The 13,121-nt window shown below is 34.9% G+C and carries 14 protein-coding genes; 10 read left to right on the plus strand and 4 right to left on the minus strand.

What is annotated here, in order from left to right:
* The first annotated feature begins 53 nt into the window (after positions 1 to 53).
* Both GCQ56_RS16830 and GCQ56_RS16835 read left to right on the plus strand, forming a co-directional pair.
* On the plus strand, positions 54 to 248 hold the full coding sequence (locus GCQ56_RS16830) for a hypothetical protein (protein WP_152735704.1): 195 nt from the start codon (positions 54 to 56) through the stop codon (positions 246 to 248).
* Between the two features lie 129 nt (positions 249 to 377).
* Positions 378 to 656, plus strand: a complete 279-nt coding sequence (locus tag GCQ56_RS16835) for a hypothetical protein (protein ID WP_152735705.1) — start codon at positions 378 to 380, stop codon at positions 654 to 656.
* A gap of 63 nt (positions 657 to 719) precedes the next feature.
* On the opposite strand, the gene aspS is transcribed toward GCQ56_RS16835, so the two are convergent.
* Complete coding sequence (aspS, locus tag GCQ56_RS16840) at positions 720 to 2,477, minus strand: aspartate--tRNA ligase (RefSeq protein ID WP_152735706.1); 1,758 nt, start codon at positions 2,475 to 2,477, stop codon at positions 720 to 722.
* 196 nt (positions 2,478 to 2,673) lie between these two features.
* Here aspS and GCQ56_RS16845 point away from each other — a divergent pair, with 196 nt between their 5' ends.
* Positions 2,674 to 3,135, plus strand: a complete 462-nt coding sequence (locus GCQ56_RS16845) for a nucleoside deaminase (protein WP_152735707.1) — start codon at positions 2,674 to 2,676, stop codon at positions 3,133 to 3,135.
* A gap of 287 nt (positions 3,136 to 3,422) precedes the next feature.
* The gene (deoD, locus tag GCQ56_RS16850; RefSeq protein ID WP_152735708.1) at positions 3,423 to 4,139 is read left to right on the plus strand and encodes a purine-nucleoside phosphorylase; all 717 of its coding nucleotides are present in this window, start codon (positions 3,423 to 3,425) and stop codon (positions 4,137 to 4,139) included.
* 85 nt (positions 4,140 to 4,224) lie between these two features.
* Here the strand turns inward: deoD and GCQ56_RS16855 are convergent, their stop codons facing one another.
* The 3 genes from GCQ56_RS16855 to GCQ56_RS16865 form a co-directional block, all read right to left on the minus strand.
* Positions 4,225 to 4,968, minus strand: coding sequence for a carboxypeptidase-like regulatory domain-containing protein (locus tag GCQ56_RS16855; RefSeq protein ID WP_152735709.1), 744 nt, complete (start codon positions 4,966 to 4,968; stop codon positions 4,225 to 4,227).
* 144 nt (positions 4,969 to 5,112) lie between these two features.
* Positions 5,113 to 6,339: a 3-phosphoshikimate 1-carboxyvinyltransferase gene (gene aroA, locus GCQ56_RS16860; protein ID WP_152735710.1), complete on the minus strand. Its 1,227-nt coding sequence runs from the start codon at positions 6,337 to 6,339 to the stop codon at positions 5,113 to 5,115.
* Between the two features lie 86 nt (positions 6,340 to 6,425).
* A complete protein-coding gene (locus GCQ56_RS16865) occupies positions 6,426 to 6,956 on the minus strand; it encodes an adenine phosphoribosyltransferase (RefSeq protein ID WP_152735711.1) in 531 nt (176 codons plus the stop codon).
* Between the two features lie 327 nt (positions 6,957 to 7,283).
* Here GCQ56_RS16865 and GCQ56_RS16870 point away from each other — a divergent pair, with 327 nt between their 5' ends.
* The 6 genes from GCQ56_RS16870 to GCQ56_RS16895 all read left to right on the plus strand — a co-directional run bounded on the left by GCQ56_RS16870 (position 7,284) and on the right by GCQ56_RS16895 (position 13,029).
* Entirely contained in the window at positions 7,284 to 7,748 is a 465-nt protein-coding gene (locus GCQ56_RS16870; RefSeq protein ID WP_152735712.1) for a hypothetical protein, read from the plus strand.
* Between the two features lie 62 nt (positions 7,749 to 7,810).
* Positions 7,811 to 8,407: an outer membrane beta-barrel protein gene (locus GCQ56_RS16875; protein WP_152735713.1), complete on the plus strand. Its 597-nt coding sequence runs from the start codon at positions 7,811 to 7,813 to the stop codon at positions 8,405 to 8,407.
* A 40-nt stretch (positions 8,408 to 8,447) separates the two neighbouring features.
* Positions 8,448 to 9,551, plus strand: a complete 1,104-nt coding sequence (dprA, locus tag GCQ56_RS16880) for a DNA-processing protein DprA (RefSeq protein WP_152735714.1) — start codon at positions 8,448 to 8,450, stop codon at positions 9,549 to 9,551.
* Between the two features lie 202 nt (positions 9,552 to 9,753).
* Entirely contained in the window at positions 9,754 to 11,088 is a 1,335-nt protein-coding gene (gene gdhA / locus GCQ56_RS16885) for an NADP-specific glutamate dehydrogenase (protein WP_152735715.1), read from the plus strand.
* 126 nt (positions 11,089 to 11,214) lie between these two features.
* Entirely contained in the window at positions 11,215 to 11,982 is a 768-nt protein-coding gene (locus GCQ56_RS16890; protein ID WP_227006098.1) for a TatD family hydrolase, read from the plus strand.
* Positions 11,983 to 11,994: 12 nt separating this feature from the next.
* Complete coding sequence (locus GCQ56_RS16895) at positions 11,995 to 13,029, plus strand: asparaginase (RefSeq protein WP_152735716.1); 1,035 nt, start codon at positions 11,995 to 11,997, stop codon at positions 13,027 to 13,029.
* The last annotated feature ends 92 nt before the right edge of the window (positions 13,030 to 13,121 follow it).

Raw genomic sequence — 13,121 nt, forward strand, 5'->3', positions numbered from 1 at the left:
AAGATTTTGGTAGATTCGTATCACAAGCTCTAAAATAAATAAAACAAAAACTCATGCTTGAACAAACAAAAATCGTCTTATCTAACGTCAGTTTTGACTTAGGCCTTTTTAGAAAAGAACTCGTGAAAGCTATCAAGTGGCTACAGCCTTCGGAAATTATTTCTCTAAAAAATTGGTGTAGCGAAAATTTTTCAGGGAAATATGACGAAATCGTAACAGAGGTAATTAGACCTCAATTATCATTTTAACTATTAAAATACATTAAATAATGAGGATCATTTTACGATCCTCTTTTTTTGTGCTTTTAAAATCGAATACACGACTCTATTCAATTTCAAAAAATTAGCTTACCTTCACAGCTGAAAAAATTACAGAAAATGATAAAGTTTAAGCGTCATATTAAAGTTGATGATCAGGTATTCGAAACCTGGTTCGGAATGGACATTAAGAAAAAAGGTGGCTCACCAAATGTAAGTATCTATTACTACACCGGAGATCCGGATGATGAATTCACAGTTCACCAGCTTATTAAAGCCAATTTTAGAAGCAAGGATGAAGCCGTTCGATTTGGAACTAAATACATGAGAGGCATGTATAAAGACATGATCAAACGCGAAGCTTCTGTACCAAATGAAGAGAAAGACGAAACAAAATAAGGAGTCGATATAAAACAAAAAAACCCGATCAAATGATCGGGTTTTTCTATATAAGGTATTTTCTTATTTTTCTTCTTTTCTGTAATCAAGACCTAACTCAACCATTTGCTCATCAGCAATAGCTGAAGGTGAGTCAATCATTACATCGCGTCCTGAATTATTCTTAGGGAATGCGATTACGTCGCGAATTGATTCAATTCCTGCAAAAAGAGATGCCAATCGGTCAAATCCAAAAGCTATACCGCCATGAGGAGGTGCTCCATACTTAAATGCATTCATTAAGAAACCAAACTGAGCTTGTGCTTCTTCGTCGGTAAATCCAAGATGCTTGAACATTTGTGCCTGCAATTCTGTATCGTGAATACGAATAGAACCACCCCCAATTTCAACACCATTAATAACCAAATCGTAAGCGTTAGCACGAACTTTTCCTGGCTCTGTTTCCAACATGTGGAAATCTTCAGCTTTAGGAGAAGTAAACGGGTGGTGCATAGCATGGAAACGTTCTGAATCTTCGTCCCACTCTAATAATGGGAAGTCAACTACCCACATCGGAGAGAACTTATCGTTATCGCGTAAGCCTAACTGAGACCCCATTTCCAATCGCAATTCGCTTAGTTGAGGTAAAGTTTTAGCTTTTTCACCTACCAACACTAAAATCAAATCACCTGGTTTTGCATTACAAGCCTCAGCCCATTTCTGCAATTGTTCTGCTCCATAAAATTTATCAACCGATGATTTAAATGAACCATCCTCGTTGTATTTCACGTAAACCAAACCTTTTGCTCCAATTTGTGGTTTCTTCACAAAGTTGGTAAGAGCATCTAATTGTTTACGAGTATAAGTTGCACATCCTTCAGCGCAAATTGCACCAATGTATTCAGCTTCATCAAAAACTTTAAAATCGTTTCCTTTAGCTACTACGCTAAGATCAACAAATTTCATATCAAAACGGATATCAGGCTTATCGTTACCATAGAATTCCATAGCATCAGCATAATCCATTCTTGGGAACTTATAATCGATATCAACATTCTTCAATTTCTTGAACAAATGCTTAGTCAATCCTTCAAAAGTATCCAGAATATCATCTTGCTCTACAAATGACATCTCGCAATCAATCTGAGTAAACTCAGGCTGACGATCGGCACGTAAATCTTCATCACGAAAACATTTTACAATTTGATAGTAACGGTCGAAACCAGAAATCATCAACAATTGTTTAAAAACCTGAGGAGATTGAGGCAAAGCATAAAACTCACCCGGATTCATTCGTGATGGAACGATAAAGTCACGAGCTCCTTCCGGAGTAGACTTAATCAACACAGGAGTTTCTGTCTCGATAAAATCAAGTTGATCCAAATAATTACGAACTTCAATACCCATTTTGTGACGCATCACCAAATTTTCACGAACGCAAGAACGTCGTAAATCAAGGTAACGATACTTCATTCTCAGCTCATCACCACCATCTGTGTTATCTTCAATGGTAAAAGGAGGCAAAGCCGATTGACTTAAGATCTCTAGTTTTTCAGCAATAATCTCCACATCACCTGTAGGTATTTTGCCATTTTTACTTTGTCGTTCAGCAACTTTACCTGTAATAGCAACCACAAACTCGCGACCTAATTTCCTAGCCTTTTCGCAAAGTTCAGCATTGTTTTCCATATCGAAAACAAATTGAGTAATTCCGTAACGATCTCGAAGATCGACGAAAGTCATTCCACCCAAATCGCGTGCTTTTTGCACCCAACCGCTCAGTGTTACTGTATTGTTTACATTCTCAATTCTTAATTCTCCACAAGTATGAGTTCTGTACATCTTTTACCAAATTAATGATTTAACAAGCCTATGGCTTTTAAAATATCCTCTTCTTCCAGTATCTAGGTTACTACAGATTACAAAGCTGAACCTGAATTATTAGCTCTTATTACTGGTTTTCTTAACTTTGCGAAAATACTAACAATTTGTGAAACAGAATAACGTTTCTTTAACAGATTTATAAAAAAGATATTACATGAATCAAGAGTCTCCAATATCACCTTTTTCCGATGAATATTTTATGAAACAAGCCATGCAGGAAGCACATAAGGCTTTTGAGGCTGATGAAATACCTGTAGGTGCTATTATTGTAAGCAACAACAGAATTATTGCACGAGCACACAATCTTACAGAACGATTAAACGATGTGACCGCACATGCAGAAATGCAGGCAATAACAGCTGCCGCAAATTATCTTGGAGGAAAATACCTGAAAGATTGTACTTTATATGTTACTCTAGAGCCCTGTAATATGTGCGCGGGTGCCTTAGCCTGGTCGCAAATCACTAAAATTGTTTATGCTGCAAGCGACGACAAAAGAGGATTCAGCCGTTTTACGCCAAGTCCGCTTCATCCGAGAACTGAATTGATTTCTGGAATTATGAAGGAAGAAAGTGCGGATTTAATTCAAAGTTTTTTTGCAAAAAAAAGAAAATAAGCAAGAGGAAAACACTACAGCATAACTATTATCAACAATTAAAAAAATATACTTTTAAAGTTATTGATTTAGAAAAAATTATTACTTTTGCCGACGATCAGAAGGAATATTGGCTTTTTTGTCAAACTAGTTTCATCTGATTAACAGGTAAGTATAAGAACTACCATCCAACCAATTTTATAATCCATTCTCTTTTTTGGAAACATGTAATGCGTAATGCATTTTCTGCGATTTAGTTCGACAGAATTACATTATCTTTATTAGTAAATTATAAAATTAAATATATCATGAGCGCACATAACGAAGCCAAAATGGGCGACATCGCCGAAACTATTCTTTTACCAGGTGATCCTTTAAGAGCAAAATACATTGCTGACAACTTCTTAGAAGATGTTGTATGTTACAACAAAGTAAGAAACATGCTAGGTTTTACCGGTACCTATAAAGGGAAACGTATTTCGGTTCAAGGTACAGGAATGGGTGTTCCTTCAATTTCTATCTATGCTCATGAGTTGATCAACCAGTATGGTGTGAAAAACTTAATCAGAATCGGAACTTGTGGATCTTTTAATAAAGATGTTCATGTACGCGACGTTATTTTAGCAATGACTTCCAATACTGATTCTGCTATTAATAAGAATTTATTTAAAGGAATGGATTACGCTCCTTGTGCTGATTTTGGTTTACTAAGCGATGCACATAAAGCTGCTGTTGAAAAAGGTGTAAACGTAAAAGTTGGTGGTACTTTAACTTCTGACATTTTCTATCACGACCTTGAAAACAATCCAGAACCATTCAAACTTTGGGCTGACTATGGCGTATTAGCTGTAGAAATGGAAGCTACTGCATTATATACATTAGCTGCTCGCCACAACGCAAAAGCACTAGCTATTATGACTGTAAGCGATCACATTCTTACAGGTGAAGAAACAAGTGCTGAAGAACGCCAAACCACTTTAAACACAATGATAGAGATTGGTTTGGAAACTGCAATTAGGCAATAATTTAGATCAGATACATTTATGTATGGGATGGAGGAACTTTCAGAGGTTCCTCTTTCTTTTTATCCATACATTAGTAAAACTCCTTTTATTCGTATTGCTTTTTTTCAAGATAATACATCGCCTCCCCTTTATCTCCATTTTCAAGATCAGTCATTACCACGCGAAAAATATCGTAAGGCTTTGAACTTTTATTCTTAGGTAGATTTACGTGCAACAAATATCCATTGCAATTTCCGCTTGAAACATACTCCTTAACCTTTTGTTTCATATTCACTTTTGTAGGAACACCATTTATCTCAACTTCAACTTTAAGTTGATCGGGATCTGTACAAATATCAGTTTCGCTAACAGGCTTATCAGGATTCGCATAATATTTGGATAGACTCATTGGTCTGCAATAGATGGTATAACCGGGAGTCGCTCCTTCTATTCTAAACACATTTAACCCGTACACCTCTAACCTGTGATAATGAATATTTATTTCCTGATCGACATCGGCAATAACATTCCATGCCCAAAATTCTAATCGTTGATCTTCTGGTGCTAACTGAGTATTGGATTTGGGATACTCACACATTTTCATTGAAGCCAAAGCAAGATATCTACCTTTTTTCACTCTCAAAGAGTATCTTCCATTATTATCTGTATGGGTTTCATATTTTGATTCTCTTCCAAAGTTCTTTCCTTTCAATTCAACAAATGCGCTATCAGCAGGATTTCCTTCAAAGTCCGATACGATACCCGAAATTACAATTGAATCATTCTGTGCATTCACACTCAAACTAAAAATACAGAGTAACAAGATTGGGAGTACTAAATTTCTTCTCATATTATTATTTTTTATGATTTTCCTGTTAGACGCCTGTCCTTTTCAATTAGTTACATAACAATTAAATTGATTACAATTACCACTGCTATTTGCACAAAAAAACTCGTATCTAATGTGATACTAGTTTTAGAATATAATTTTATCTTATTTCTTTTCTACCGAAAAGCCTATTTCTTTCAACTGTTCCCAAAAGTTAGGATATGATTTCTTTACCACATCTGGAGAATCAATGACAATATTTGAACGAAGCATTGCTATTGGTGCAAATGCCATAGCCATTCTATGATCATGATACGTTTCAATCACAATATTATCTTCTTCCTCATTACGCTCACCTTCCCAAGCTAACTCACCTTCGGCTGGCTCTGTTAATACATAGCCCAACTTTCCCAACTCTTTTATTAAGGCAAATATTCTATCTGTCTCTTTAATTTTTAAAGTTTCTAATCCTTTAAAGTGAAATGGAATATTCTTAAGACAAGAGCAAACTGCAAAGGTCTGTGCTAAATCTGGCATTTGATTGAAATCAAATTTAAGTTTTTTACAATAAGTTGCCACTTTCTCGATAAACATTCCACGTTTCGAAAACTGAGTTTTAACTCCCAACTTTTCAAAAACAGGAACCAAACCTGAATCTCCCTGAAAACTATTCTTTTTCAATCCATCCAAGTACAATTTCCCTTCGTCAGCCAAAGCCATAAACGACCACCAGTACGAAGCTCCAGACCAATCTCCCTCTACTGTATATGGAATTCTGTTATAAGGCTGATTAGCAACAAATATTTCCTGTCCCTTAAATTCAGCTTTAACACCAAATTCCTCCATAATATTAAGAGTCATTTCTATATATGAACGAGAAACAATTTTTCCTTTTAGCTTAATTCGCAAGCCATTTTCAAGTGTAGGTGCAATTAAAAGCAAAGCTGAAATATACTGAGAGCTAGTATCACCTTGCAGTTCCACTTCCTCTCCTGTAAGATTCGATCCAAAAATCTTTAAAGGTGGATATCCCTCTTTTTCAAGATAAGAAATCTGTGCTCCTAATGAATTTAAGGCATCAACCAACACTCCAATCGGACGTTCTTTCATTCGATCCGATCCTGTAAGAGTCCATTCTCCAACAACTTTAGCAAGGTATGCAGTCAAAAATCGCATGGTAGTTCCAGCATGACCAACGTCAAAAGTGTTGGTATTCGAAAATAAAATACTCTGCATTGCTTTCGAATCATCACAATCTGAAAGATTCTTGATGGGTTCAAAACTATAAGCAAGTGCATTTATTATCTGTACTCTGTTCGAAATACTTTTCGATGCTGGAAGAACTACTCTTCCTCCCAAAATTGTATTCGATTTTGATACTGAATATTGCATATTGATAATCGTTTCCGGGTATAAAAAATCAGACCAACAAAAAGATAAACTATTGTTGGTCCTTAATATTGTAATTTAACGTCTATCTAAAAGTGAAAAAGAGAATCTATTTCGTAATTAGTAGCTAACTTCTCGCGACCATTTAAGAAATCAAGTTCAACTAAGAAATTTAAATATACATTCTTTAAATTGAATCGATCTAATAATTTAATAGATGCAGCTGCTGTTCCTCCTGTTGCCAACAAATCGTCGTGTAACAAAACAACATCCTCGCTATTTAAGGCATCCTGATGAATGAAAATCTCATCCTCACCATACTCCAAGGCATATTTTTCAGAATAAGTTGGCGCAGGTAATTTCCCAGGTTTTCTAACAGGTACAAAACCTGCTCCTAATTTGTAAGCCAATACGGTTCCTAAAATGAAACCACGGCTCTCCAAACCAACAATTTTTGTAATTCCTCTGTCTTTATACTGCTCGTATAACGTTTCAACCAATGTATTCAGATGCTTATCGCTCATTAACATGGTTGTAATATCTTTAAAAACGATTCCTTCTTTAGGAAAATCGATTACATCTCTAATTGAATCTTTTGCTTCTTGAAGTCTTGCTTCCATCTTATTTTAATTTTTCGAGTGATATATTTTCACCCTCCGCTATTGCCTAAAAAACGCAATAAACCGGAAGAAGTGGAACACTCACCCCCTCGTCACTTAATTATTCAAAAAATATTTACGGATAAAGTGTGGGATAATTCCGGGTAAAAATAGAAAAGTCCGAACAAATAACAATTATGAATTGGAAAAATATATCTCTCTTTTTACTGATCACTCAATTCTTTATATAAATAACACGAATAAAAACCTTATCATGCATTGATATACAAGATTGGTTGGTCAAATCTGCATTAGTTTTTACCTTTGATCCAACAAACTATTCAAAATATGACAATCAACAATCAAAACCGATCAGCCTGGATCAAACTATCATACTATTTGTTTATTTTCCTTTACTTGGCTACTATGGTTCTACTACTTTATTTAAATGTAGATAAACCATACCTTATAATAGGAATAATGAGTGCAGTATTCTTATCTGTAATCATATTTACACTTTCCTTAAATTTTAATTTTATCATCTTTAAAGAGACCGATGAAAAATTAATTCTCAGATACTATCCATTGCATCCTTTTCATGACAATTTTAAATCTATTGAAATACAAAAACGAAGTTTGGCTTATTTTGAATTGGATAATAAAGTATTTGGATTAAAACCAGTAATCACACTATATTTGCAAACCGAAAAAGGAATAGCTAAATACCCTAGTGTTTGCCTTTCGGCACTTTCGAAAAACGATAGAGAAAAAGTAATACTCTCTTTAAAGAAGTTTGGAAAACTAAAAAAATAATACAACCTACACACTTTTCAATAGAAAGTTCTCGTTACCTCTTCGATTAAAAATAAAAAAATATGAATTTCAAAACAACCTCAATACTACTTCTATTTCTAATAAGTTTATCGCCAAATTTATTTTCACAAAATAACGATCTAAGGTTAAATATTGGTATTCCATTGGGTAACTATGGAAAATTCGATCACAGTTTTGCTGGTGCAGATGCTACAAATCATCCTTCTGTAATCATACAATTAGAAAAAGCCTGGAAAGAAAATTTAAGCATAGGAGCATATATTGGCTATACCGGACAAAAACATGAATACAATTTAGGATTCGAGGAAGTGAAATACAATTATTACAGATTCGGAACGTCTCTTACATATGAATTAAACGACTGGCTATTAGAAATGAATCTTTCTCCGGGAAACGATATTGAAATGTATACAAGCATAAAAACAGGTCTTTCACTTGAAAATAAGAAAACTGAATCATCAAAATTAGATGGCAGTTCAAATCCTGTTTATTTCAGTAAGAGCTCAAATGATCTCCTTGTTGATTTAGGCATATTATTAGGCACCAGATATCATTTTTCAAATCAATTTGGAATTTTCTCTGAACTTGGATGGGGAAATGCTGGATTTTTTACAATCGGTACAACGTTTACTTTATAAATATTTTGTAAATTCCATACATTATAACAGCTTATAATGTATGGAAGAAATTTATAAAGTTGCACTTAGTTTTATTAACGGATTTGGTCCTGTAAATATTAAAAAAGCCATAGCCTACACTGGTGGTATGGAGGGTTTCTTTAAGGAAAAGACACATCATCTTCAAAAAATTCCAGGAATTGGCGAAGTATTCACAAAAAAACTAAATCGAGAATCTGCCTTAAAATCTGCAGAAGAAGAATTGCATTTTATCTCCGATAACAACATTCGTTTTACTTCCTATTTAGATCCTGATTATCCGCAACGATTATTGAATTGTTCTGATTCTCCTTGTACCTTATATTATAAGGGAAATATTGACTTCAATTCTGATCGCAGCATTAGCATAGTTGGAACCCGTAATGCAAGTGATAATGGTCGGGAAACCTGCAATAAACTAATTACAAATCTTGCTGAAAAGAAAATTAAAACCACTATTATCAGCGGCTTAGCCTACGGGGTTGATATTTGTGCTCACAAAGCAGCTTTGCGAAACAATTTACCAACCGTTGCAGCTTTAGGTCATGGTTTTCATCAAATGTATCCTGCTCAACACAAACAATATGCTTCAGAAATAGCACAAAATGGAGCATTAATTAGTGAATTTACTTCAAACAGCAATTTTGATCCCAAACATTTCGTAAGAAGAAATAGAATTATTGCAGGAATGTCGGACGCTACAATAGTAATTGAGTCGGCTAAAAAAGGCGGATCATTAGTTACTGCAAATATCGCTAATTCATACAATCGTGATGTTTTTGCGTTCCCAGGAAGAGTAACAGACAAATTCTCAATGGGATGCAACCATCTTATCAAAACCAATCAGGCACATTTAATCGAAAGCGTTAAAGATTTGGAATATATTTTAGGCTGGGATGAAGCATGCAAAACTCCTAAAGAAATTCAACCCAAATTATTTGTTGAATTATCAACAGAAGAGGAGATAATTGTTAATTCTTTAAAAAAGGAAAAAAATACAGCTATCGATATCATCTGCATTAAAACATCCTTACCCATGAGTAAGGTCTCAACTTTACTCCTCAAATTAGAATTTGATGGCATCGTTAAGTCACTTCCGGGAAAAATCTACGCCCTAAATTCATGAATTTTATCATTTTTTGAGAGTTCATGTTGTAGAGCAGAAATCACACTCTATTAAGGCGCTCACCTTTAGCGGTTTGCGTTTTTCGAAAACGTTGTAAAATTTTTTGACTTTTCATTTGTGATTATGAAAATTTATATACATTTGACACCAAGAACTAATAATAAAACACAACAAACAATTTTAATTTCATAACAGTTTGGATATGGAAGCAAAGATAAATGAATTCATGGATAGCCTTAAGGCTAAAACTGCAGGTGAAGCTGAATTCCATCAGGCAGTACAAGAAGTAGTAGAAACAGTTTGGGAAACTTATGACTCAAACCCTAAGTACAAAGCTGCTAAGATTCTTGAAAAAATGTGTGAGCCTGAGCGTGTAATCATGTTTCGTGTACCATGGATTAACGACAATGGTGAAGTAGAAATCAATCGCGGTTACCGTGTTGAATTCAACAGTGCTATAGGACCATATAAAGGTGGATTACGTTTTCACCCTTCGGTAACCTTAAGTGCGTTGAAATTCTTAGGTTTCGAACAAACTTTCAAAAACTCTTTGACTACTCTTCCAATGGGTGGTGGTAAAGGTGGTTCTGACTTCAATGCAAAAGGAAGATCAGATAACGAAATTATGCGTTTTTGTCAAAGTTTCATGACTGAGCTTTGCAAGCATATTGGTCCTAACACTGATGTACCTGCTGGTGATATCGGAGTTGGTGGTCGTGAGATTGGATACATGTTTGGACAATACAAGAGAATCCGTAACGAGTTTACTGGTGTTTTAACTGGTAAAGGTCTTGAGTTTGGTGGATCTCTAATTCGTCCTGAAGCTACAGGTTTTGGTGCTGTTTATTTCGCACAACACATGTTAGCTGAAAATAACGAAGAATTTACTGGAAAAACTGTTGCTCTTTCAGGATTCGGTAACGTAACTTGGGGTGCTGCTCTAAAATTAGTTGAGCTTGGTGCTAAAGTTGTTACTATTTCAGGTCCTGACGGATATGTTTACGATAAAGAAGGTTTAGATGCAGAGAAGATTGACTACTTATTGGATCTTCGTGCTTCTAACAACGATGTTGTAGCTCCTTATGCTGAAAAGTATGGTGCTGAATTCTTCCCTGGAAAGAAACCTTGGGAAGCTAAAGTTGACCTAGCATTCCCTTGTGCAATTCAGAACGAATTAAATCTTGAAGATGCTAAGCAATTAGTTGAAAACGGATGTAAGTATGTTGTAGAAACTTCAAACATGGGTTGTACTGCTGATGCATGTAACTACCTTGTTGTAAATTCTGCTTTCGCTCCTGGTAAAGCTGCTAACGCTGGTGGTGTTGCGGTATCAGGATTAGAGATGTCTCAGAACTCTATGCGTTACAACTGGTCTGCTGAAGAGGTTGACGAGAAATTGGGTCGTATCATGAAAGATATTCACGATACTTGTGTACGTTTTGGAAAAGAAAACGGTCACATCAACTACATCAAAGGTGCTAATGTTGGTGGATTCGTTAAAGTTGCTGAAGCTATGCTAGCTCAAGGTTGCGTATAATATATACAATCACGCCTAAATATAGAAAAGCCGGCTATGCCGGCTTTTTTTATATCATTTTGGGGGATAAAAGTCTTGCCAATACTTTTTCCTTTCTCTATGTTTGTTCATCAAATTAGAATCAACATGAAATTGATAGATACACATTCTCACATCTACTCAAAAGAGTTTAAGGAAGATATAAATGAAGTAATCCAGAGATCAAAAGATGCTGGAATTGAAAAGATTCTTTTACCCAATATCGATTCTGAATCAATAGAGGTAATGCATGCTTTAGTAAAAGCATACCCTAACTATTGTATTCCAATGATGGGATTGCATCCCACTTCAGTAAAAGAAAACTTTAAAGAAGAATTAGCAACATGTAAAAGTTGGCTAGACAAAGTAAATTATTGTGCCATAGGTGAAATTGGAATTGATTTATATTGGGACAAAACCTTCCTAAAAGAACAACAAGAAAGTTTCGAAACACAAATCAATTGGGCATTACATTACAATTTACCCATTGTAATTCACGCAAGAGATTCATTCGACAAGATATTCGAAGTTCTTGACAATTTCAAAAACTCAGAATTAAAAGGTGTTTTCCACAGTTTCACTGGCAATATTGAACAAGCACAGAAAGCAATTGATTTAGGATATTTGCTTGGCATAAATGGAATTGTAACTTTTAAAAATGCAGGTTTAGATAAAACCGTTGGTCAACTTCCTTTAGAAAAATTACTATTGGAAACCGATGCTCCCTATCTTTCTCCTGTTCCTAAACGAGGAAAAAGAAACGAAAGTTCATACGTATTGTATACAGCACAAAAAATAGCAGATATCTTTCAAAAGGATATTACAGAAATAGCTGAAATAACAGGTAGAAATGCAGAAAATTTATTCAAACTGTAACTCTTTCTAAAAATGACAACTAATAACACTTCTATACTCTTAATTTACACTGGTGGTACAATTGGTATGGTAAACGATCCTGTTTCAGGATCATTAATTCCATTTGATTTCGACCATATCATTAAGCAAGTACCAGAGCTAAATGAATTTGGTTACGAATTAAATTCAATTGCCTTCGATCCATTAATTGATTCTTCAAACCTTAATCCTGAAGTTTGGGTAAAAATTGCTGAATTAATTAAAGAGAACTATGAAAGGTATGATGGTTTTGTGGTTCTACACGGAACAGACACAATGTCTTTTTCAGCATCAGCTTTAAGTTTCATGCTTGATAACTTACAAAAGCCAGTCATTTTAACGGGATCGCAACTTCCTATTGGTACATTAAGAACCGATGGGAAAGAAAATTTGATTACCGCAATAGAAATTGCCGCTGCTTATAAAAATGGACAAGCAATGGTACCAGAAGTATGCATTGTATTCGAAAATCAACTATTCCGAGGAAATCGAACAACAAAGCACAATGCAGAACACTTTAATGCCTTCTACTCGTATAATTATCCTGATTTAGCTAAAATCGGTATAAATATCAATTACAACTACTCCGCAATACATTACCCAAGTCAACCAAGAAATTTGGAGATATCTACCCAAATGAATCCAAATATTGCTATTCTAAAACTATTCCCAGGAATTACCAAACAGGTGGTAGATGCAATATTAAATACTGAAGGCTTAAAAGGTGTAGTAATGGAAAGTTATGGAGCAGGAAATGCGCCAACCGACCCATGGTTTATCAACACAATTAAAGAAGCAATCGATAAAGGTATTATTATATACAACATTACTCAGTGTGCTGCAGGAAGTGTAAAAATGGGGCTTTATGAAACAAGCTTAGAGCTTCTAAATGTGGGAGTTGTAAGCGGGAGAGATATTACTACCGAGGCTGCAATTACCAAACTAATGTTTATTCTTGGCAAAAAGGTAAACCAAGAACAAACCAAATTGCTTTTAAATAAATCCTTAAAGGGCGAATTAAGCCAATAGAATATTTGTTTTTCACATTTTTTTTGTAATTTGGTGCACTGTTTAAAGCGTTCTATATTACATAAAACCCTAATGCAAGGGTACTTGAAATA

This window comes from Marinifilum sp. N1E240 (genome assembly GCF_009295825.1).
Classification (GTDB): domain Bacteria; phylum Bacteroidota; class Bacteroidia; order Bacteroidales; family Marinifilaceae; genus Marinifilum_A; species Marinifilum_A sediminis.